Source organism: Sphingomonas sp. ABOLG (assembly GCF_003950435.1).
GTDB classification, from domain to species: domain Bacteria; phylum Pseudomonadota; class Alphaproteobacteria; order Sphingomonadales; family Sphingomonadaceae; genus Sphingomonas; species Sphingomonas panaciterrae.
In genome coordinates this window covers 45,761-66,055 of the sequence record NZ_QQWW01000011.1, presented here as the reverse complement: position 1 = coordinate 66,055, position 20,295 = coordinate 45,761, and the positions used below count along the sequence as shown (strand labels likewise).

General features: G+C 64.6%; 22 protein-coding genes. 17 read left to right on the top strand and 5 right to left on the bottom strand.

The window, feature by feature from the left end:
* Nucleotides 1–90: 90 nt before the first annotated feature.
* From CA236_RS13445 to CA236_RS13410, 8 genes are all read left to right on the top strand, one after another.
* A complete protein-coding gene (locus CA236_RS13445; RefSeq protein ID WP_164518939.1) occupies nt 91–969 on the top strand; it encodes a Mu transposase C-terminal domain-containing protein in 879 nt (292 codons plus the stop codon).
* On the top strand, nt 966–1,895 hold the full coding sequence (locus CA236_RS13440; RefSeq protein ID WP_093067995.1) for a TniB family NTP-binding protein: 930 nt from the start codon (nt 966–968) through the stop codon (nt 1,893–1,895). The genes CA236_RS13445 and CA236_RS13440 overlap by 4 nt, the downstream gene beginning before the upstream one ends.
* 3 nt (nt 1,896–1,898) lie before the next feature.
* On the top strand, nt 1,899–3,107 hold the full coding sequence (locus CA236_RS13435; RefSeq protein ID WP_093067992.1) for a TniQ family protein: 1,209 nt from the start codon (nt 1,899–1,901) through the stop codon (nt 3,105–3,107).
* 115 nt (nt 3,108–3,222) lie between these two features.
* On the top strand, nt 3,223–3,492 hold the full coding sequence (locus tag CA236_RS13430) for an HU family DNA-binding protein (protein ID WP_093067990.1): 270 nt from the start codon (nt 3,223–3,225) through the stop codon (nt 3,490–3,492).
* A 150-nt stretch (nt 3,493–3,642) separates the two neighbouring features.
* Nucleotides 3,643–4,362 (top strand): serine protease, encoded by a 720-nt coding sequence (locus tag CA236_RS13425; protein ID WP_241212658.1) that lies wholly within the window; start codon nt 3,643–3,645, stop codon nt 4,360–4,362.
* 59 nt (nt 4,363–4,421) lie between these two features.
* Entirely contained in the window at nt 4,422–4,592 is a 171-nt protein-coding gene (locus CA236_RS13420; RefSeq protein ID WP_225883565.1) for a hypothetical protein, read from the top strand.
* Between the two features lies 1 nt (nt 4,593).
* Nucleotides 4,594–5,229 carry a hypothetical protein gene (locus CA236_RS13415; RefSeq protein ID WP_093067984.1) on the top strand — a complete coding sequence of 212 codons (636 nt, stop codon included), beginning with the start codon at nt 4,594–4,596 and terminating at the stop codon, nt 5,227–5,229.
* Nucleotides 5,230–5,744: 515 nt separating this feature from the next.
* Nucleotides 5,745–6,719, top strand: a complete 975-nt coding sequence (locus tag CA236_RS13410) for a sensor histidine kinase (RefSeq protein ID WP_125945982.1) — start codon at nt 5,745–5,747, stop codon at nt 6,717–6,719.
* Nucleotides 6,720–6,725: 6 nt separating this feature from the next.
* Here CA236_RS13410 and CA236_RS13405 read toward each other — a convergent pair whose 3' ends face one another.
* Nucleotides 6,726–6,914, bottom strand: a complete 189-nt coding sequence (locus CA236_RS13405; protein WP_114688876.1) for a hypothetical protein — start codon at nt 6,912–6,914, stop codon at nt 6,726–6,728.
* Between the two features lie 256 nt (nt 6,915–7,170).
* Here CA236_RS13405 and CA236_RS13400 point away from each other — a divergent pair, with 256 nt between their 5' ends.
* The 3 genes from CA236_RS13400 (at nt 7,171) to CA236_RS13390 (ending at nt 9,842) form a co-directional block, all read left to right on the top strand.
* The gene (locus CA236_RS13400) at nt 7,171–7,650 is read left to right on the top strand and encodes a DUF892 family protein (protein WP_114688875.1); all 480 of its coding nucleotides are present in this window, start codon (nt 7,171–7,173) and stop codon (nt 7,648–7,650) included.
* A 354-nt stretch (nt 7,651–8,004) separates the two neighbouring features.
* Entirely contained in the window at nt 8,005–8,994 is a 990-nt protein-coding gene (locus tag CA236_RS13395; protein WP_114688874.1) for an aldo/keto reductase, read from the top strand.
* On the top strand, nt 8,991–9,842 hold the full coding sequence (locus tag CA236_RS13390) for an SDR family oxidoreductase (RefSeq protein ID WP_225883564.1): 852 nt from the start codon (nt 8,991–8,993) through the stop codon (nt 9,840–9,842). The genes CA236_RS13395 and CA236_RS13390 overlap by 4 nt, the downstream gene beginning before the upstream one ends.
* Before the next feature lie 519 nt (nt 9,843–10,361).
* Here the strand turns inward: CA236_RS13390 and CA236_RS13385 are convergent.
* The 4 genes from CA236_RS13385 to CA236_RS13370 form a co-directional block, all read right to left on the bottom strand.
* Nucleotides 10,362–11,039, bottom strand: coding sequence for a sigma-70 family RNA polymerase sigma factor (locus CA236_RS13385; protein ID WP_225883563.1), 678 nt, complete (start codon nt 11,037–11,039; stop codon nt 10,362–10,364).
* A 177-nt stretch (nt 11,040–11,216) separates the two neighbouring features.
* A complete protein-coding gene (locus CA236_RS13380; protein WP_116462998.1) occupies nt 11,217–12,830 on the bottom strand; it encodes an AarF/UbiB family protein in 1,614 nt (537 codons plus the stop codon).
* On the bottom strand, nt 12,830–13,504 hold the full coding sequence (locus CA236_RS13375) for a TetR/AcrR family transcriptional regulator (protein WP_225883562.1): 675 nt from the start codon (nt 13,502–13,504) through the stop codon (nt 12,830–12,832). Before CA236_RS13375 ends, CA236_RS13380 begins: the two co-directional genes overlap by 1 nt.
* Nucleotides 13,505–13,629: 125 nt before the next feature.
* Nucleotides 13,630–14,574 carry an MlaD family protein gene (locus CA236_RS13370; RefSeq protein ID WP_125945981.1) on the bottom strand — a complete coding sequence of 315 codons (945 nt, stop codon included), beginning with the start codon at nt 14,572–14,574 and terminating at the stop codon, nt 13,630–13,632.
* Nucleotides 14,575–14,664: 90 nt separating this feature from the next.
* Here CA236_RS13370 and CA236_RS13365 point away from each other — a divergent pair, with 90 nt between their 5' ends.
* The 6 genes from CA236_RS13365 to CA236_RS13340 all read left to right on the top strand — a co-directional run bounded on the left by CA236_RS13365 (nt 14,665) and on the right by CA236_RS13340 (nt 20,236).
* On the top strand, nt 14,665–15,078 hold the full coding sequence (locus CA236_RS13365; protein ID WP_018251276.1) for a PaaI family thioesterase: 414 nt from the start codon (nt 14,665–14,667) through the stop codon (nt 15,076–15,078).
* Nucleotides 15,075–15,479 carry a PaaI family thioesterase gene (locus CA236_RS13360; protein ID WP_018251277.1) on the top strand — a complete coding sequence of 135 codons (405 nt, stop codon included), beginning with the start codon at nt 15,075–15,077 and terminating at the stop codon, nt 15,477–15,479. The genes CA236_RS13365 and CA236_RS13360 overlap by 4 nt, the downstream gene beginning before the upstream one ends.
* 33 nt (nt 15,480–15,512) lie before the next feature.
* A complete protein-coding gene (locus CA236_RS13355; RefSeq protein ID WP_018251278.1) occupies nt 15,513–16,751 on the top strand; it encodes an HlyD family secretion protein in 1,239 nt (412 codons plus the stop codon).
* Complete coding sequence (locus tag CA236_RS13350) at nt 16,751–18,277, top strand: DHA2 family efflux MFS transporter permease subunit (RefSeq protein WP_018251279.1); 1,527 nt, start codon at nt 16,751–16,753, stop codon at nt 18,275–18,277. Before CA236_RS13355 ends, CA236_RS13350 begins: the two co-directional genes overlap by 1 nt.
* Nucleotides 18,277–19,704, top strand: a complete 1,428-nt coding sequence (locus CA236_RS13345; protein ID WP_030541334.1) for an efflux transporter outer membrane subunit — start codon at nt 18,277–18,279, stop codon at nt 19,702–19,704. Before CA236_RS13350 ends, CA236_RS13345 begins: the two co-directional genes overlap by 1 nt.
* Before the next feature lie 100 nt (nt 19,705–19,804).
* Nucleotides 19,805–20,236, top strand: coding sequence for a MarR family transcriptional regulator (locus CA236_RS13340; RefSeq protein ID WP_018251281.1), 432 nt, complete (start codon nt 19,805–19,807; stop codon nt 20,234–20,236).
* Nucleotides 20,237–20,295: the final 59 nt, after the last annotated feature.

Genomic DNA, 20,295 nt, shown 5'->3' with positions numbered 1-20,295 from the left:
GCCGAACGCGGCATGTCTGCGCCATGGGGCAATCAGGGCCTGATGGACCGTCTTCACCTCGACAATGCGCGGGAGCACCATTCGAAGGCATTGAAGCGCGGCTGCCGTACCTACTCGATCGCGCTCGAGTACCGGCCTCGCAAGCGTCCCCATTATGGTGCGCACATCGAGCGGCTGATCGGGACGATGATGGGCGCCGTCCACCTGTTGCCCGGCACCACTTTTTCCAACGTCGCCGAGCGCGGCGACTACCAGGCCGAAGGTAAGGCGTGCATGACGCTGGCGGAGATCGAGGCCTGGCTCGCCGGGGAAATTATCGGGCCGTACCACGCAGATATTCACCGCGGGCTCGGCATCCCGCCTGCGACCGCTTGGGACGAAGCGGTTGAGCGACGGACGGAACTCATGCGGCTGCCCGCTGATCCGGCCGCGTTCCTGTTCGACTTTCTGCCCTGCGAGGTGCGGGCGGTCACGCGCGAAGGGATCGAGCTGTTCAATACCCACTATTGGGATGATGCGTTGTCCTGCCATTACACCCGACCCGGCGGCAAGCTGCCCGTCCGGTGGGACCCGCGCGACCTTTCACGGATCTGGCTCGAGCTGCCGGACGGTGACCATCTTGAGGTGCCGTACCGCGACCTTCGCCGGCCAGCGATCACCCGCTGGGAGCAGCTGGAGGCGCAGCGTACCCTGCGCGAGCGGGGCCGCGGGGCTGTCAACGAGCAGCTCATCTTTGACGCTGTCGAGACGCAGCGCTTCATCGTCGCCGAGGCTGCCCGCAAGACTAAGGCGGCCCGGCTCGCCATGCAGCGCACCGCGACGGCGCTCGCGGACGCTCAACGCGTCCGCGCGGCCAAGCACTCTGATCTGCCAAAGCGTGCCCAGCCGGCGCCTGTGTCTGGCCAATGCCCGCCACCCGCGCCTCCACTGGGCGACCTTCCGTTCTTGGTCGACGAGAAGAGAGGATGACCAAATTCGCGCATCTGGCGGAAGGCTACCGCGACCAGGCGCTCTGGCCGGACGATGAGCGTGTCGCATGGATACGCAAGGATCGCTGGGTCGGTTTTCCGAAGGCGGAGAAGGTCCGGTCGATGCTGGGCGAGTTGCTGGCGCACCCGCCTCGCACCCGCATGCCCTGCCTTCTCGTCTTCGGGCAAACAGGGATGGGCAAATCGCATATCGTCGAGCGGTTCGCGGACGAAAACCCGCGCACCTTCGATGACAGAACGGGGCTGGCGACCGTCCCGGTCGTCGCCGTGCAGCTGCCGCCGGAGCCGACCGAGGGCGAGTTCTACGACGAGATCCTGGCCGCGCTGGGTGCGGGCTTCGCTGGTGGGTCCGATCTCGGACGCGCCCGGCAGCTTACGCGCCGGTTGATGGGGCAGGTCGGCGCGCGCATGCTGTTACTTGACGAGATCAACCATATGCTGGCCTGCACACCGCGCCAGCAACGCATTTTCCTGAACACGATCCGCTACTTCGCCAACGACCTGCGAATGCCATTGGTCTGCACGGGCAACCACGAGGCGAGGGCGGCGCTCTTGACGGACGCAGCGCTCGCCGATCGCTTCGATGCGATCGAGCTCGTGCGCTGGCGAGATGACGAAGCCTTTCGGCTGCTCTTGGTGACGCTGGCCGCCATCCTGCCGCTCCGAAATCCGTCGCCGCTCGCCGAGGACTTGTTCAGGGCCAGGCTGCTGGAGCTGACCGACGGGAATACCGGCCGTATTTTCCGGCTTGTTGAGAACCTCGCCGTTCGGGCGATCCGGCGGGGCGCGGAGATGATCGGTCCCGAAGACTTGGACGCCGATGATCTTGTCCTTCCCAGCGTCACCATGAAGGAGATCGCGAAACGACGAGGGCGGCCAGGGTCGGGCGCGGTGGGCACTGCATGAGCGATGGTAGTCGACGCATCCCCGCTGCCGGTCGCCCCGCGTCCGCATCCGGACGAGCTGATCTCGTCCTGGCTGGGCAGAACTGCGGCGGTCTACGACATGGAAGTGGAGGGGTTGCGTGCCAGCCTGCTGCGGAACGGCGACGTCGCTCCTGGCGGCGTGGACGTCGAACTCGATTCCGGCGAGCGGGATCGTATCGCTGAGGCGTTCGCATTGGCTCCGGAATGCGTGGCCGCGCTGGAACTCCGACGGGCTTGGCCGAACCTTGCCGTGGATTGGCTGCGCTGCACCGATCGGGCCAGACATGCCCTGGACCCTCTGCACTCTTGCTGGTGTCCCACTTGCCTTGAAGAAGGTCGAAAGGCAGGCGGGGCTTACCTTGATCGCGACACAGCTCTGCCGCTGGTCCTCTGTCATCGTCATTTGCGGTGGCGGTATGAAGGCTGCCGCAGCTGCGTGCCCACTCGCGGGCCGACCTTTGTGCACATCAACGGCGCGACCGAACTGATCTGCCCCGACTGCCGCAAGCTCCTTCACACCATTGTCCATCGTGTCCCCGCCAGCGAGTGGGCCAGCGACGATCGGCGCGGCGCCCGACAGTTCGAGATGCTGCTGGCATTTGAGAAATGCTTGCGAGCCGCCTGGCTCGGCCATCCGTCGCACTGGTTCGGGGTAGGCGAGGTCCAGCCGTCCGAGTTCCTGGCTCTGCTCGACGATCTGACAAAGGCGCTGCTCGCGCGCAATCTGGACCAAACCAGCTTGATCAACCGATATCAAAGCGAGTTCATCGGCGCTGTTCCGCATCACCGGCCTCGCAATTGGGCGGACGCTTCCTTCCCCAAGCTTTCACCGAGAATGAGGGCCAAGGTACTGTGCGCGGTGATCGCAATCATCTCGCGCGAGGAGATTAGCGTGCTGTTCTCCCTTTGGTACTGGACTAGGTCGTCGGGTTCCGAAGTCAAGACCCAGAAGCTCGAGTGGTTATTCGAGAACGCCACGACACGCGTGCAGGCCATGCTGATCCGAGGCAGCGAGCGGTGGCCGGCAGCCCTGCGGGAACGCATGCGCGTCCTGCATGAAGCATCAGGGATCGACGTCGATGATGTACTTGCACGCTTTGAGGCGATCCGGGCGGAGCTCGGCTTCACCAGCCTGATCAGGCGCCCCGGAGATCCAGGTTGGCGCGGCAGTCTGGCGGACCTTCCTGCCTGAGGACTCACGGCTGAAGCGGGACGGCGATCCCGGTCGGCAACGGGCGGAGCGACGGTTTGCCGCGGGTGGCTTCGCCGCTATGACATCGGCTCGGCAAACAGGGGAAGCGGACAGCATGAACACCAAGGATCTCGCCAAGCAGGTCGCCGACCAGCTCGGCACGACGGAGAAGCAGGCGCGCGAACTGCTCGACGCGGCGCTGAACGCGATCGGCCAGGCAGCCGCGGCGGGTGACGAGATCAACCTGCCGGGTTTCGGCAAGTTCAAGGTGAAGAGCATGAGCGAGCGCAGCGGCCGCAATCCGGCCACGGGCGAGGCGATCACGATCGCGCCGTCGAAGAAGCTGACGTTTACGCCGGCCAAGGCGCTGAAGGATAGGCTCTGAGCGTTCGTGGCCGAGCGCAATCGAAGGCCTGCTTCGAAACCGGTCGATCTGAAGGAGGCGCTCGAGCGCGTGCCCTGGGCGTCGCGCGGGCGTGACACGCCAATCTCCCGCCTCGCACGATCAATCGTACCCGTCGGTAACAAGGCGGGCGTGCCTAAGGGCGACCTCGCGCTCCATATCGCGATCCAGGATCCCGTCCATGAGGACTGGGTCATGGACATTCAGGGCACCGCCTTTCAGGTCGGGCGCGGCAAGCTCTACACCTGCTGGCACGTCGTGGAAGCGCTCCGCTTAAAGGAGCATGAAGCGTACCTCTGGGCGAACAGCCGGCTGAACGGCGTAGAGGCGCAACGGCCGTACCCGTTCGCGGCCGTCATGCGCTACTATGACCAACGATTCGAGAATGGCGGACCGGGGATCGACGCCGGCATCCTGATCTGTCCTGCGACCGAGAGCGAGGAGGCCCCCTACAACGTGCCGCCGGTTACCTGGGGCGACTCGACCAAGGTCGGGGTAGGCGACCGGGTGCTGATCGGCGGTTTCCCACTCGGCAAGGCGATGTTTTTCTCGAACGCGACCAACCGCGGGCTGGTCCAACCCTCCTTTTTCGAAGGGATCGTCAGCGCAGTAATCCCGGCGATACAGCGCGGTGAGACGCGACTGTTCCAGATCAGCTCGGTGGCGCTTGGCGGCATCAGCGGTGGCGTGGTGTGTGACTCGAGGACGGGTGCGGTGCTCGGCATGGTAACGAGCGGGCTCACCGCGGGCGAGATCAGCCTGCCGATCACCTACGCGATTCCCAGCGAGGTGCTCCGGCCCTTTGCCGATGCAATCAGCTTCGATGTCGGCGATGGGGAACGATGGCGCTAGTCGGGCCGGCGCCATGGACGCCGCTTGCGCGGCGGGGAGGGGAGGCGCATATTACCGTCATGGCGACCAGGTCCGACACGATCACCACCAAGGGCAGCAAGCCGGGCGTGCTCGGGCGCAGCGCAGCGACGGGCCGTTACGTTCTGGCGCCGGTGGCGACCAAAAAGGCGACCGTCTCCGACCAGCGTATCGCCGCGGCAGTGAAGAGCGTTTTGGCCAAGAAGAAGTAGCTTGCCGGCCGTCCAGACGTCGACGGACGACGTCTTCATCAATTGTCCCTTCGACGACGCGTTCGCGCCGACGTTCCGGGCGCTGATCTTTGCCATCCTCGTCTGCGGCTTTCGCCCGCGCTCGGCGCGCGAGCTAGATGACGGTGGCCAGACCCGGATCGACAAGATTTTTGCGCTGATCGAACAGTGCCGCTACGGCATCCATGACCTGTCGCGCACCGAGCTGGACGCGGTTAACAACCTGCCGCGCTTCAACATGCCGCTCGAACTCGGGCTGTTCCTTGGCGCCAAGCGGTACGGCGGCAAACATCAGAAAGCCAAGCGTGTCCTGATCCTCGACGTCGAGCAGTTCCGCTACCAGCGTTTCATCTCCGATCTGGCCGGCATGGACATCCACGAGCATGGCGGCGACCCGGCTCGGGCGCTCCGCGAGGCGCGTGATTGGCTCGCCAACGTGTCGCGCCGCGAGTTGCCGAGCGCCGACCGCGTGCAGCGCGTCTATGAGGCGTTTCTGGCCGATTTGCCCGATTTGGCGGCCGTGCTAGAGTTCGACCCCGATCGGATTCCGTATGTCGACTTCGAGCGGATCGTCGGGCGATGGCTGATCGAAGCGCCCGCGGCGATCGGGGCCGCGTGAGACACCTAAAAAGCCGTTACGCTTCCGGTCCGATAACATAGATTATGTTAAATTCGCGTGTTGTGCGGTGTGAGAGGGAGGATCCGGCGAGGAAATCCGCTGGTCGTCGGCTGAACCTCAGCCGCGTTGACGGACGCACAGACCAGTTCCTGCACGAGATTTAAGAGACGCGACAGCGCAGCACTTATGAGCGCCTCCTCGTCGCGGCACACCCGTCGGCTGCGTAAGGCGGGAACCACGTTGAAACGGAACGGTTTCCTTTTGTTGCGCTTCTCCTCTATCCCGCAGGTGCGACAATGCGGCCTGATCAAGAGAATGTCAGAGAACATGAACCGGCACAATCCGGCACTCGCCGGGCGAGTGTTCCGGGAACTCTTCTCGAAAGCTATGGCCTCTGCTCGCGCGGAGAATGCCGGCAGGGAGCGAAGCAGGCGATTTGATTGAGACCTGAGCGCGGAACGAAGCTCGGGGCTACAAGCGGGGCCACAGAGCAGATCGAATGGAAGAGGATCGTCGTGGATAAAGAGGCAGCGGAGCGAACGGCGGCCGTTCTTGCTCGGAGAGCGCTGAGCTTGTTGGACGGCGTTGACGCCGGCGGCAGCCTCTTTGCTTGTCGTCTCTCCGAGGCGCTGGATGTCGCCGTACCGAATGCGACCGACATGGCACCGCGGTCCTCAATGATGGAGCTGGTCTCTCCCGGCCCGCACGCGGCTACGCCGCTCGCCACCTTTGGCTTGGCTGATGGCCAAGTCGTTGCGATCAATCCCGCTACCGTGTCGCACCTGTGCAGCGACGATTTCGCGACGACAATTCGCTTCCTTGATGGCTCGCAGGTGCAGCTCAAGGTTCCGTACGAAAAGGTCGTGATGGGGCTCGGTCTGCCCTCCAAAAGTCAGCCGCCAGCAAATGGCTTCATGCCAGTCAATGGCGCTCGCCATGTTCTTCGAAACCTGCTCACCATCGTCTCAGCGACGACCAATCAGGTGTTGGACGGCGACGAGCCTCTTCTTGAGAAGGGCCGAGAGCTGTCAGCCCGGGTGGCGATGCTCAGCAGGATCAGCGACTTGATCGTGCAACCCGAGGCCCACGTCACCGATCTTCAGACACTGGTCGAGCTGGCGCTTGCCGAAGGGGGTCGTAGTCGCGTTCGCATCGTCGGCTCACCTGTTCCGGTAGGACCGAGCACGGCGGCGGCCCTTGCGCTCGCTGTTCACGAGCTGGAGGTGCATTCGCTGCGCTACGGCGCCTTAAGTGAAAAAGACGGATACGTGTCATTACGTTGGGAGGTCAACGTCACGGACCAGCCGCACATCTGGCTTCAATGGGCAGAACGTGACGGTCCGCAAGTAAGGACGCCGCTTTGCACATGGAGTGAACGCTTGCTCGAGGTCGCCACCCCAAAGCGGCTAGGCGGTGTTGGAGGCGTCGATGACCTCCCAACCGGGCTGATCTGGTCGCTTCATGCACCCGTCGCTGCGCTTCAGGCCTGAACTGCTTTAGTGACGGTCGCCCGGTTCGCTGAGGTTCTGTTCGACAAGCGCCTCGACCGCAGCACTGCTGATCCGCTCGGCCGTACGCAACGCTGCTTTTGGCGTCATCACGACGTCGACGGCATCCGGGCCTTTAACTGCGACCAGGCCGTGGTTCGCCTCCGCTTCCGAAGGGGCGTCGTGTACCTCTTTCATAGTTCTGCTCCTCTCAAGTGGGAACGCAAGAGCTCTTGCCAAGGTTTCCACGATCACGTTGGCGACGATTGCTCAGGTGGGCGCGCGGTTCCTAACTCATTCCGACGCCGGTGCCTTCCCCAGGCGATCATCCGCGATCGACAAAGGGTATAGTCCATACTCCCGCCTCGTGTTCCGACGGAACTTCAATCGCCTTCAAGGTTAATGAACAAGCCGCTCTTCGTTCGAGCCGGCCGCAGGATGAGGATGAGGCTCCATGGAAAAAGACAATCTGCAGAAGCTCGTAGTTCAGGGACTGGCTGCGATGAAGGCCGGCAGTGATGTGGCTGCAAAGGCAACCGACGAGGTCAATAATGATGCCCGCCACCCGGCCCTGAAAGCGGCGCTCGAGGAAGGAAACCGGGCATCCCGGCAGTGGGCCGATAAGATCGAGCGTGCTGTCCAGCAGACGGGGTCGGGTGAGCAGCAGGACAACCCCGTGCTCGAAGCCCATTACGAAGTAAGTCGCAGGATCCGCCAACAGGCTGCGGACGACACCTCACGGGACCTCGGCATTATTGCAAGCGGACAGTTGGCGCTGCACTACTGGGTCGCATCCTTCGGCACGATGGCGAGCTATTGCGGACACCTTGGGATGGAGGACGTGGCGCGTGACATGAAGGCGTGCGCGGACGAGGCAAAAGAGGCGGACGCCAAGCACACCGAACTCGCCGAACAGCTGCTAAGCGGGAACTGAGCGACAAGCGTTTCGAACGGCCTCAGAACTCGTCCGGGATCGAACGGTTTCAGCAAGGCGAAGGAGCAGTGGGTGATTGTGCCCCTGCCCTTTCGCCTGGAACGCAATGATCATGGATACGGCTGGTAAGCGCCTCGAAGCCAGGACTGCGCGCTAGGTTGTACCACACGAACTGCACAGGCCGAGGGCGCGCCGCCAGTCGGCCGGCTCGTGTGGCATGTCGGTATCAGGACGGCCGAGTCCCGGTCGGAACAAGAAGTGAGCGGCGCCGCTGAGTTCGCCACAATCGCTGATTTGCACAATGGGAAGCGGGCCCAGACTTGGCACACTCGCCCGAAGACGAGAGGATCAACAATGACGGTAAAACAACGAACGCTGGGCGGTGAGTTGCGCGTGTCGGGGCTGGGACTGGGATGCATGGGTATGTCCGAGTTCTACGGACAGGCCGACGACGCCGAGGCGGTAGCAACGATTCACCGGGCAATCGAACTCGGCGTGACCTTTCTCGACACGGCCGATATGTATGGCGTCGGCCGTAACGAGGAGCTGGTCGGGCGCGCGATCCGCGATCGTCGTGACAAGGTCGTGCTTGCGACCAAGTTCGGCAATGTCCGGGACGAGGACGGGAGCTTCAGGGGCGTGTGCGGGCGACCCGATTATGTCCGAGCGGCCTGCGAAGCGAGCCTGCGCCGGCTAGGAATAGAGGTGATCGATCTCTTTTATCAGCACCGTGTGGACCCCGACACGCCGATAGAGGACACGGTGGGTGCGATGGCCGATCTGGTCCGCGAGGGCAAGGTGCGCCACCTCGGCCTTTCGGAAGCGGCGCCCGCAACAATCAGGCGCGCGCACGCCGTTCATCCGATCGCGGCGCTCCAGACCGAATATTCGCTTTGGAGCCGTGACCCGGAGGGCGAGATCCTGGAAACCATTCGGGAGCTGGGGATCGGCTTCGTGCCGTACAGCCCGCTTGGCCGAGGCTTCCTGACGGGCGCAATCCGGCGGGTGGAGGACCTCGCACCCGATGATTATCGCCGGCACAGTCCGCGATTCCAGGGCGACAATCTCCAGCGTAACCTGGAGCTTGTCGCCGCGGTCGAGGCGCTTGCGCGGGAAAAGGGCTGTACGCCGTCCCAGCTCGCGCTCGCCTGGGTGCTGGCACAAGGCGAGGACATTGTTCCGATCCCGGGCACCAAGCGCCGCCGCTATCTGGAGGAGAATGTCGCCGCGCTCGACGTCATGCTGAGCCGGGAAGAACTGGAACGTCTTGATTACGCGGCGCCAAGGGGGGCTGCCGCGGGCGAGCGTTACGCGGCACCTCAGATGCAGGCGCTAAACAGGTGAGCGCGCCCGAGGAGCACGGGCTCGCCGGCCAAGTCGCGATCGTCACGGGCGGCGGTCGCGGGCTGGGCCGCGCCATGACGCTGGGGCTAGCGCAGGCCGGCGTGCGGGTGATCGCCACCGCTGCACGCGAGCTTGCCGAAGTCGAGGCGGTCGCAAAGGAGGCAGAGCGTGAATGCGGCGACGATCGGGTGCGGCCGCTGCTCGCCGACGTGACCCGGGCGGCGGATTGTGCCGCGGCGGTGCGCGAAGCGGTCGCGCGGTTCGGCCGGCTCGACATCCTCGTCAACAACGCCGGGCGCGGCATGAAGTATGTAAGCGATACCTTCCTGACCGAACCGACCCGATTCTGGGAGGTCGCCCCCGACACCTGGCGCCTGGTGATCGACACCAACGTCAACGGACCGTTCCTGATGGCGCGCGCGGCTGTCCCGGCGATGCTGGAGAGAGGCAGCGGGAGGATCGTCAACGTCTCGATGAACCGCGAGACGATGCGGCGCAGAGGCTTCTCGCCCTATGGCCCGTCCAAAGCGGCGCTGGATTCAGAAACCGCGATCTGGGCGCAGGACCTTGCTGATAGCGGCATCACGGTGAACGCGCTGCTGCCAGGGGGCGCAACGCTGACCGGCATGATCCCCGAAGGGCTGCCGGACAGTGCCCGCGCCGGGCTGCTGTCGCCCGAGATCGTGGTCCCGCCGCTGCTCTGGCTCTGCTCCGACGCTGCCGCGACGGTGACGGGCAAACGGCTGGATGCCTGGCGGTGGACGGGGGCGCAGTCGGCGGGCGAGCCGGGGCATGACGCGATCGAGGATGCCGCCTGGCAGGACAGCCACGGGGCAGAACTCGCCTGACCAGCCGAGACCGCGTCCTTTCACGATCGCAGCGTCGTCCAGACGCGTAGTGCCCAGCGTGGCAGCGCCGAACGATCCGCAATCGTCCGATCGCCCCACCTTCCCCAAGCGACGCCCAGACGCGAACCAGCGCGTTCAGCTGCTGCTCCCGGACAGTGATGGCGTTGAGCTCGACCGCGAAGAGGTTTCTGTGGGCATCAAGCTCGTCGAGGTACGAGGCATAACTCCGCGGTAACGATCGCGAGCGAGATTCGACGGTCGCTGCAGGATCGACCGTCGAACCGAAACGTGGACGATCTGTTCCCGTAGCACCTGCTCGCTTGTAACCAGGGCGCAACGATCAGAGGTGAATGCTAACGAAAATACATGATCCAGGGAAAATCGCCTGTTTGGCAGCGATTAACGGGCAAACTCGCGAGACGACTCCATCGCGCCATCATTAACTCGTGGCGCCACGGGGGCTCATCGCGGGTCTGAAACGGAAGGGACACAAACGGGATCTGGTGGATCCTAAGAAAGTCATCCGACGGCGCAGCGAGCGGCCGCACGCTCCGCGCGCCACCTTCGCAGCAGTTCGATCTGCTTTGAGTGTTCATCATCAACGCGCGACGGCTCATACCGAGGGGACGAATCGACCGACAGGATCCGGGATGCTGTCCCCTTGGCTGGCACGACGTTCGCTTGATCCAGGAGTGCGCGCAGCATCTGCCGCCCTCTCACCACGCGGCTCTTGATCGTACCGACAGGAACCTGTTCGATCGTGGCTGTCTCTTCGTAGCTCAAACCCTCGATCCCGACAAATTGGATGCACCGCTGCTGCTCGGGTGTCAGGCGCGGCCACAGGCGGCGAACATCGCCCAATGTCACGACCGATTCTTGATTTGACGCCACCGGAACATCAATGAGTTCGGCGGTCTCGCCTGCCTGTCCCGCACCTTTACGACGAACCTGCGACAAAAAGGAGTTGCGAAGGATACGGAAGGTCCAAGCTTTCAAATTCGTGCCGGCCTCGAAGGACGCACGGCTGCGCCAGGCTTTCAGCACGGTATCCTGAACGAGATCCTGTGCAGCATCGGGATTTCTTGTTAGCGATCGCGCATAGCTCGCCAGCCTGGGCATCAAGTCGCTCAGTGCAGCACCGAAGTCAGACAACTCCTCAGCCGGTACATGCGCTTCGTGATCCGGTTGTTCCGACACGCAAAAGCCCTCGCTCGATCGAACCAGGGTGCGGTTTATACACCGCCTGGTTTACTTGTTCGGAAACGCCCCCTCTCGTGGGTTGTTCCACTTCTCAGCGAGGAGCCGGATACCCGAACAAGCGCGCGAAAGGGTAAGGGTGGAGAGTCGGGTGTGGGAAGGTCGGGCAGCAGGAAGTCAGCGCCTCTGCCTGCTCGAAAACCAAGCCCAGCCTGCAGGCAGCACCGCAGACGCCATCAACATCGCGCCGACAACATCATGGTCGCGCTGAAGGATCGCGCCCGCGACAAGCAGTCCGGTGGACAGAATGTTGGGATCGGCGCGCCGGGGCGATGCCGGAGTTGGGAAAACCGCGCCTCCCTGCAATTCGATCGGCAGCGCACCCGACCGCGCAACCCGCTCGGCGAAGGCCACCAGCTCGGGCGAGGCGGCGGCCAGACGGCCCAGGCTCGTCGCCAGCCGGCGTCCGCCACGCTTTAGGCCGGCTGGGCCGATCCGCTCCCGCAGCAGTTCGCGCGCGATCGGTGCCGCGCGCGCGGCAATGTCAAAGCCGGGATCAAGCCGTCGCACGAATCCTTCGGCGATCAGCAGGGTGCGCAGCAGCAGGGCGAGGTCGGGTGGCAGCGCCAGGCGGTAGGTGCGCAGCAGCGCGAACACGCGGCCGAAGATGTCGGCGAGCTCGATCTGCTGGAGTACCGCCCCGCGGAACTGGTCGATCAGCGCGTCGAGGTCGCGGGTCAGTGCCGGGCGATCGACGTCGGTCTCGCCCGACCATTGCAACAGTACGTCCGTCACCGATCGTGTGTCCTCACCCGCGATGGCAAGGACGAGCGTGACAACCTCGTTCCGCCGGGCGGGACTGAGCACGCCGACCGCCCCGAAGTCGATGAACGCCAACGACCCGTCGGCCAGAACAAACACGTTGCCGGGATGGGGGTCCGCGTGGAACCGGCCGTTGAAGATGATCATCCGCAGCACCGCATCGGCATATCTGCCGGCGACGTCGGCAGCGCCCTGACCCGCCCCGTCCTCACCCGCTCGGTCGAGGATCGCGCGGACCGGCACGCCGTCGAGCCGTTCCTGCACGTTGATCCGGCGACCAACCTGATCCCAGTAGAAGCCGGGCGTGCGAACGCCGAGCGGCTGCAGGAACACGCCGATGCTCTCGCAGGCTGCCGCTTCGGCGCTGAGGTCCATTTCCTGCGACAGGCTCTCAGCGAAGAACCGGAGCAGTTCGTCAGGCTTGAGGCGACGGATCTCCGGTGAGTGTCTCGCGGCGAGCCGCGCAATGCGGCGAAGCAGCCTCAGGTCGGCATCGACGCGTTCCGCGATCCCCGGTCGGCGTACCTTTACCACGACCTCGGTTCCGTCGCGCAGGATGGCGCCATGAACCTGCGCGATCGAGGCCGCGGCGATCGGTTCGCGGTCGAAGCTCGCGAACACGTCCGCGATCGGGGAGCCAAGCGCGGTCAGGATCGTCGGCTCCAGCGCCTCGAACGGCAGCGGGGTCACCCGGTCCTGCAGCGTCGACAACGCGCGCACCCATTCCGGCCCGAGCAGGTCTTCACGGGTCGCGAGCACCTGCCCCAGCTTGACCGCGACGGGTCCAAGGTCTCGCAGCAGCGCGACGACCCGCTCGGGGGTACCGACGTCCACCGGCTGCTCCGAACGACCGGGCAGCAGGCCCAGGCGCGAGGCGAGCCCGTTGAAGCCATGGCGCCCCATGATCTGGAGGAGCTCGGCCAGGCGCGCGCGCTCACCGATCTGAGGTTCGTCGTCGGTGGTGGGCATCAGGCGCTGCAACCATCCGCCTCGCGCGGACGGCAGCCATCGAGGAACAGGTCGATACCGCGAGAGATACGATCACGTGCGGCATCGTCGTACGCGGGAGGAGACAGCCCGAGCGCTGCGCGGCGCATGGGTGCGACCACTACGAGGGTGACGAACTGCTCGGCGGCAAACACCGGGTCTGCCAGCGATAGCTCACCCTTTGCATCGGCATGGGCGAGGATCGAGGCCACCCACTGCACGGCCCGCTGGTAGCCGAAGTCGTGGATGTTTGCCGCAAGCGCTGGAAAGCGCACGGCCTGCGCGATGACGACGCGTTCCATGGAGGTGATCCGCGGCGTCAGCAGCCACTCAAGCAGACGATCGGCGATTACGCGAAGCCGCGATCGGATGTCGGGTTCGTCGCTGCCGGAAGGTTCGAGCGCGCGCAGCTGCGTATCGATCTCGTCGAGGATCACCGCCTCGAACACGCGGGCCTTGCTGCCGAAGCGCGCGTACAGGGTTCGCTTGGAGATACGCGCCTGTTCGGCGATCATGTCGGCACTGGCGCCGTCAAACCCGTGTGCGAAGAACATCTCGCGGGCGCTCTTGAGGATATGCGAGGTCAGGCGAAGCGCATCCTCGGTCGTGGGTCTGCCCATCTTCCTGGGCCGACCTTTCTTTTCGTTGTCGCTCAATCTCGTTCTCCTGGATCGACGGTAGCCTGATCCGGACAGGTTGACGAGAAATCACGCCGAGAGGGTCGCTTGCTCGCCTGCCAGCTCGATCTCAGCCCAAGGCTGTGCTTTTGTATCGCCGTCGCTCAATCCTGTGACGTTGGCTTGTAGACGGGAAGAGACGCAGCACCCACGCCCAGTCCCTCCTGATCGATGCGAACGGCCGTATCCCTGACAGCACCGACCTTGTTCCTTGCTGAACGAATGGTCTCACGCAGTTGAGCCTGTTTGGCAGTCGTGCCGCGGATCGCGGGTCGAACCGCCTCAACGCGCGCCACAAATCGCTCGGCTCCGTCTCGAGCGTTCACCAACGTGCGGTTCGCTCTCGCGAGAACGGTCGCGCTGCGTTCGTCCACTGCCGCTCTCAGCTGTTGGGCGCTGTCGCGGGATCGCTGCAAGGCGTCGCCCACGGCAATCACGCGGCCGCGCGCACCGGTGAGAGCATCGGACGCTGCTCCGGCTTTGTCTGCCCAACCGGCGGAACTTTCCGCAAGCGCCGCCAGTCGATCGCTGGCCCGCTGCTGCTGAGCGGCGTCGAGGTTGCGAGAAACAGAATCCACGGTGCGGCTGATCTTTTCGACCAGTGCGACGGGGTCCCCTCCGCCGCCAAGGAGCCCGCCTTCCTTGGCGGGAATGACGGGAAGCTCGGTGTCGCTCGCCGCAACGATCGGGGGCGCGCCAGAGGTTGCACCGTCGAGGCTGATGTTCGCGGTGCCGGCCAGTGCCGATCTTGCGATCGACGCTTTCACGCCTGCGACGATGGGGATCCGCGGTTCAAGGCTGACGGTGACGAGAACCGCTGACGGGTCCTCCTTGTCGAACCGTATCGACGTGACGTGACCGGCCGGTACGCCCGAGAAGGTCACCGGCGACCCCTTCTCCAGACCGGCAACGCTTCCGGTAAAGCGGATCAGATAAGGGTTTCCGTCTTCATTGCGTGCATCAAACAGCCAAAGGGTAAAGACGAGGAGCGTACCCAACAGAAGGCTGGTGACCGCGAGCACAAGGAATTTATTCGACCGCGTTTCCATGAGAGACCATAACCATTAGGAAGCCGGACCAAATTTGTAAACCGTACCGTTTCCAAGGTGGCAAGGCCTGATCAGGACGAGGATGGAATCGTGGCTGGAGACTGGAGCCTGCAACCAGGCGACATACCGTGGGGCAACAGGCTTGGCCTGGAGTTGGTTTCGATCGGCGATGGCCTCAGCTCGCTACGTGTCGGTTGGCGTGAGGAGCTGGCCGACGAGGACGAGACTTTAGCAACGGGCGTGTTGACGAGCCTTATCGATCAGGCCTGCGGCGTTGCCGTAATGTCCCGACTGGGAAGGCGATTGGCAATCTCGACCCTCAACCTGAAGGTGGACCATGTGCGGTCCCCCGAGGCGAGATGCTCCGCGACAGCGTGGGCGCATTGTTACGACGCTACCGAGCGCCGTGCGTTCGTACGGACCGAAGTCTGGGATACCGATCCTTCTCACCTGATCGCGACTGCCCAAGGCGTCTTTTCGATCAATCGGGCTGTCGGGCCATGACCGGCTTCGCGCAGCTGCTAGGCTCCATGATTTCAGAGAGCGGTGACGCCTTTGTTTTGACGCCAGTGGAGTACATGATCGGCAGCCCTCTCCTTCCCGCCTTGCATGGCGGAGCTGTGGCATCCTTTCTCGAAGTGGCAGCGAAGCGTGCCCTTGCACGCAAACTTCCGCCCGGGCACTTCCCGAAGCTCATCAGCGTGAACCTCCAGTTCCTTGCCTCTGCTCGGCTGGATGCACTTGTCACGACGCCGAAGGTCAGGCGTGTCGGACGTCGGATCGCAGTCGTTCACGCCGAAGCATTCCGCCGCGAAGATCCAGCGGCTGTTTGTTTCGCGCAGCTTGAGTTTGCTGTGCACGAGCCCATCAGAGTGGGTGGCAGTGCCGATCGCCACATACTATGATACGGTCCGGTTTACATACGTTAGGGTTGCTGAGTGGCTGACGAGCATGCTGAAGATCGAGGCGGCGATGCGCCGCATGACGACCGGAATGCGCATTCCCAGCCAGAAGCTAGGTCGAAGGACGGTGTCGAGGAGAACGACGGCGTAAAGAAGCCCTCGCTTCTCGAGCGCTATCCGATCATCCGCTACGTCCTCATCGCCGCGCTCGTTGCGGGCATCGTCGCGGCGGTCGTCTGGTACATGAACTACCGCGCGAGCGGCCAATACCTGCAGTCGACCAACAACGCCTATGTGCGCGCGGACTTCGTGACCGTTTCACCGAAGGTGGGCGGCTATGTCGAGCGTGTCCTCGTCGCCGACAACCAGCCTGTCCGCCGCGGCCAGCTGCTCGCCGTCCTCGATCCTCGTGACTACCGCGCCAATGTCGAACAGGCGCAAGCTCAGATTGCCGCGGCCGGCGCCAACATCACGACCGCGCGCCGGACGCTTGACGAGCAGCAGGCCACTGTCGCTCAGGCCGCCGCCCAGGTTGCGAGCGCCGAGGCTGCCGCGGCAGCGGCAGAAAACGAGGTAAGACGTTACGAACCGCTCACTCGGACAGGGGCGGAATCGCGCGAGCGCCTCGCCAACCTCGTCCTGCAGCGTGATCGAGCCGCCGCGGAGCTGCGCGCGCAGCGCGCCGCCTACCTCGCCGCCCGTCGCAGTGTCGCCACACAAGCGGCTCGCATCGGCCAGGCGGAGGCGCAGCGCGGCACCGCGCAGGCGCAGCTTGCGCGCGCCTCGACGGACCTCGGCGCCGTCGAGATCCGCAGCAGCATCGACGGCGTTGTTGCCGACAAGGCGGTCCGGGCCGGGCAATATGTCCAGCCTGCGACCCGGCTGATGTCGGTGGTGCCGGTTGATCAACTCTACATCGAGGCCAATTTCAAGGAGACCCAGGTCGCGCTGATGCGCGTCGGGCAACCCGTGACCATCAAGGTGGATGCACTGGACGGCGCCGAACTGCGCGGCCGGGTTGCGAGCTTCTCGCCAGGCACGGGCGCGCAGTTCTCGCTCATCCCGCCCGAGAACGCGACCGGGAACTTTACCAAGATCGTTCAGCGAGTGCCCGTGCGGATCAGCATTGAAGCGGGGCCGGAGGCGCGCCGGGTGTTGCGTCCCGGCCTGTCGGTCGAGGTTACGGTCGACACGATCAGCGCAAAAGGAAGTCGTGACCGGATCGAACAGGAAACCGAGCGGCTTAAGCACGACGAGACGCAGGGCGGGCGCTGATGGCGGCCGAACGCGCCGGCCTGCGCGACTGGCTCGCCGTCGCAGCGGGCACGATCGGGTCGTTCATGGCGCTGCTCGACATCTCGATCGTCAATGCGGCCTTGCCCACCATCCAGGGCGAGATCGGCGCGAGCGGAACGGAGGGCACCTGGGTCGCGACCGCCTATCTCGTGGCGGAAATCGTCATGATCCCGCTTAGCCCCTTCCTCGTGCGTCTGTTCGGTCTGCGCAACTTCCTTCTGGGTGCGGCGATCAGCTTCACCGGCTTCTCGATCATGTGCGGCATCTCGACGACGTTGCCGATGATGATCGCCGGGCGTGTAGGGCAAGGCTTCACCGGCGGTGCGCTGATCCCGACCGCGATGACCATCATCGCGACACGGCTGCCGCCATCGCAACAGCCGATCGGCACCGCCGCGTTCGGCGGCACCGCGATCCTCGGTCCGGTGCTCGGGCCGATCATCGGCGGCTGGCTCACCGACAATTACAGCTGGCACTACGCCTTCTTCCTGAACGTGCCGGTTTGTGCCGGGCTCGTCCTGCTCCTGCTGTTCGGGCTCAAGCATGAGCGTCTGCGGCTCGACCAGCTGCGCCATGCCGACTGGTTCGGGATCGCAGGGCTCGCAATCGGCCTGGGTGCGCTCACCGTCATGCTCGAGGAGGGGCAGCGCGAGATGTGGTTCGAATCCGCCATGATCGTGAAACTCGCGATCGCCACGGTCTTCGGCTTCGCGCTCATCACGATCGGACAGGTCCGCTCCGCGCATCCGGTGCTCAAGCTGTCACTGATCTTCAGCCGCTCCTTCGGCAGCGTATTCGTCCTCAGCCTCATCATCGGCGTCGTGCTCTACGGGGTCACCTTCCTCATCCCCCAGTTTCTCTCGTCGATGGCGGATTACAGCGCGCTGCAATCGGGCAAGGTGGTCTTCGTCTCCGGCATCCCCGCCCTGATGCTGATGCCGTTCCTGCCGCTCGCGTTCAAATATCTCGACGTCCGGCTGGCGGTCTTTGTCGGCATGACGCTGATCGGCGTCAGCTGCGCGATGGACTGGCATCTCACCGCGCGGTCGGCCGGTGGGGACCTGACGAACTCTCAGCTCGTGCGCGGCTTTGGGCAGATCTTCGCCATGATGTTCCTCAACCAGGCCGCGATCAGCGCCGTGGCGCCCGAAGACGCAGGCGATGCGTCCGCGCTGTTCAACGCGGGGCGAAACCTTGGCGGATCGATCGGCCTGGCGCTGATGGCGACCCTCCAGGACCGGCAGACCTTTCTGCATTTCAACCGGCTGGGCGAAACGGTGTCGGCCAACGCGGCGACCACGCAGGAATGGTTCGCTAAAGCCATGGTCATGCCGTCCGGCGAAGCCGGCGCGTATCGGCAGCTCGCCGGTCAACTTCTCGAACAGGCTACCGTCATGGCCTATAACGACCTGTTTTTTGCGCTGGGCGTCGCGATCGCGATCACGACGCCGCTGGCGCTGTTCCTCCGCCCGATCTCCTCCGACACGCAGATGGCGATGCACTGATGAAGCGACTTGGCTGGGCCATTCTCCCCGCACTCCTGACTGGATGCGTCGTCGGCCCCAACTATGGAGGCCCGCCGGGCGTTGCGAGCGGGGAGCGCGCCGGGTCGACATTTCGCCGCGCGGATCAGGCCGTCACGTCACCGCAGACCCCTGTCGCACGCTGGTGGGAAGGCATGGGCGACGCGCAGCTCACGATGCTGATCGACCGGGCGCTTGCCTCTAATCCGGACGTGGCGATCGCCGAGGCGCGCATCCGCAAGGCGCGCGCCAGCTTGCGCGAACAGCGCGCGAACCAGCTTCCCACCGTCTCGGGGTCAGGGACTGCGATCGTCGCCGATCTTCCCGCCGGCTCGCTCGCGCTGCCGACGCAAGGCGAGCAATCCGATCGTACCAGGGCCGAATTCTACAACGCCGGCCTGGACGCGTCTTGGGAGATCGATCTGTTCGGCGGCCGACGCCGTGCCGCCGAAGGTGCCGAAGCCCAGGCGCAGGCAGCCGAAGCCAATAGGGCCGATGCGCAGGTTCGTCTCTCGGCGGAGGTTGCCCAGAATTATGTGACCTTGCGCGAACTTCAGCAGCGTCTGATCCTGGCCCGCCGCTCCGCAGCGCTTCAGCAGCGATCACTCGCCCTGCTTCAACAGCGTGAGCAACGCGGTGCATCGTCGCGCGACGAGGTGGTTCGGCTCCAGACCGAGCTGACCCGCACGGAGGCCGGGCTGTTGCCGCTCGAAGGGCAGATCGCAACCACGCTCGACCAGCTTGCCCTGCTCACCGGCGACGAACCCGGTGCTCACGACGCCTTGCTGTCTTCCCCCGCGCCGATCCCGATGATCCCGAGGAATGTCGCGATCGGCGATCCGGCCGCCATGCTGCGACGCCGGCCGGACATTCGCGCAGCCGAGCGGCAGCTGGCGGCATCGAACGCGCAGATCGGTGTCAACGTCGCCCGGCAGTTCCCATCAGTCAGCATCATGGGTATCATTGGCCTCGGTGGTCCCAATATTGCCGATGTGATCGATCCTGACAGCGTCGCGGGCCTCCTCCTGCCGCGAATCAGCTGGAGCTTCCTCGACTTCGGCCGTAACCGTGCCCGGGTCGAGCAGGCGCGGGCCGACCGCGACGAGGCGGAAGCACAATACCGCAAGGCGGTTCTCGGCGCGCTGTCGGACGCGGAAAGCAGCCTGACCCGCTTCGGGAATCAGCGCCGGAACCTGTTTTCGTCTATCGAGAGCCGGCACGGCGCCAAGCAGTCAGCGACCTATGCCGGGCAGCGATACGCGCAGGGAGCGATACCGCTGACCACGTCCATCGATGCCGAACGCGCGGCGCTGGCTGCCGACCAGTCGGTGCTGGAAGCCACTGGCGAGCTTGATCGTGCCTTCGTTGCCCTTCAAAAGGCGATGGGACTTGGATGGAGCCAGCCGTGACGGTCTTCCAACTATGCGAGCGGAGGGCGCCGACCGCGTGACGGCTCCGCTTCTGCCGCCCCCTGCCCAGTATCTGCGTGATGACGCGATCAGGGGAGGAATGGACCTGATGTTCTTCGCCCACAGATCCCATCTGGCGCATGCCGACGCCGAACTGGCGACGCGTAACCTCGGGCGGGCGCATCACCGCGCCCTGTATTTCCTCGGCGGGTACCCGGAAATCTCTGTCAGCGAACTGCTGGACGTTCTTTGCGTCTCGAAGCAATCGCTTGGCAGGGTAATGCGGGATCTGATGGATCGCGGGCTCGTCTGCGGCCGTGTCGGGGAGCGCGATCGTCGTCAAAAGCTGCTTTCTTTGACCGATGAGGGGCGAGCGCTCGAAAACGCGCTTTTCGAGGATCTCAGGCGCAACATGGCGAACGCTTACCAAGCGGCAGGAGAAACAGCCGTCACGGGCTACTGGATCGTAATGCAGCAGCTCATGCGCGGCGAAGCACGGGAGCAATTCCGCCGGCTGCACTCCAGGCAGTGATCGCCGCAAACAAGTGCCGGACCAGGTCGAAGGGGGCTTCGTCGACCTGGCCCGGCGGG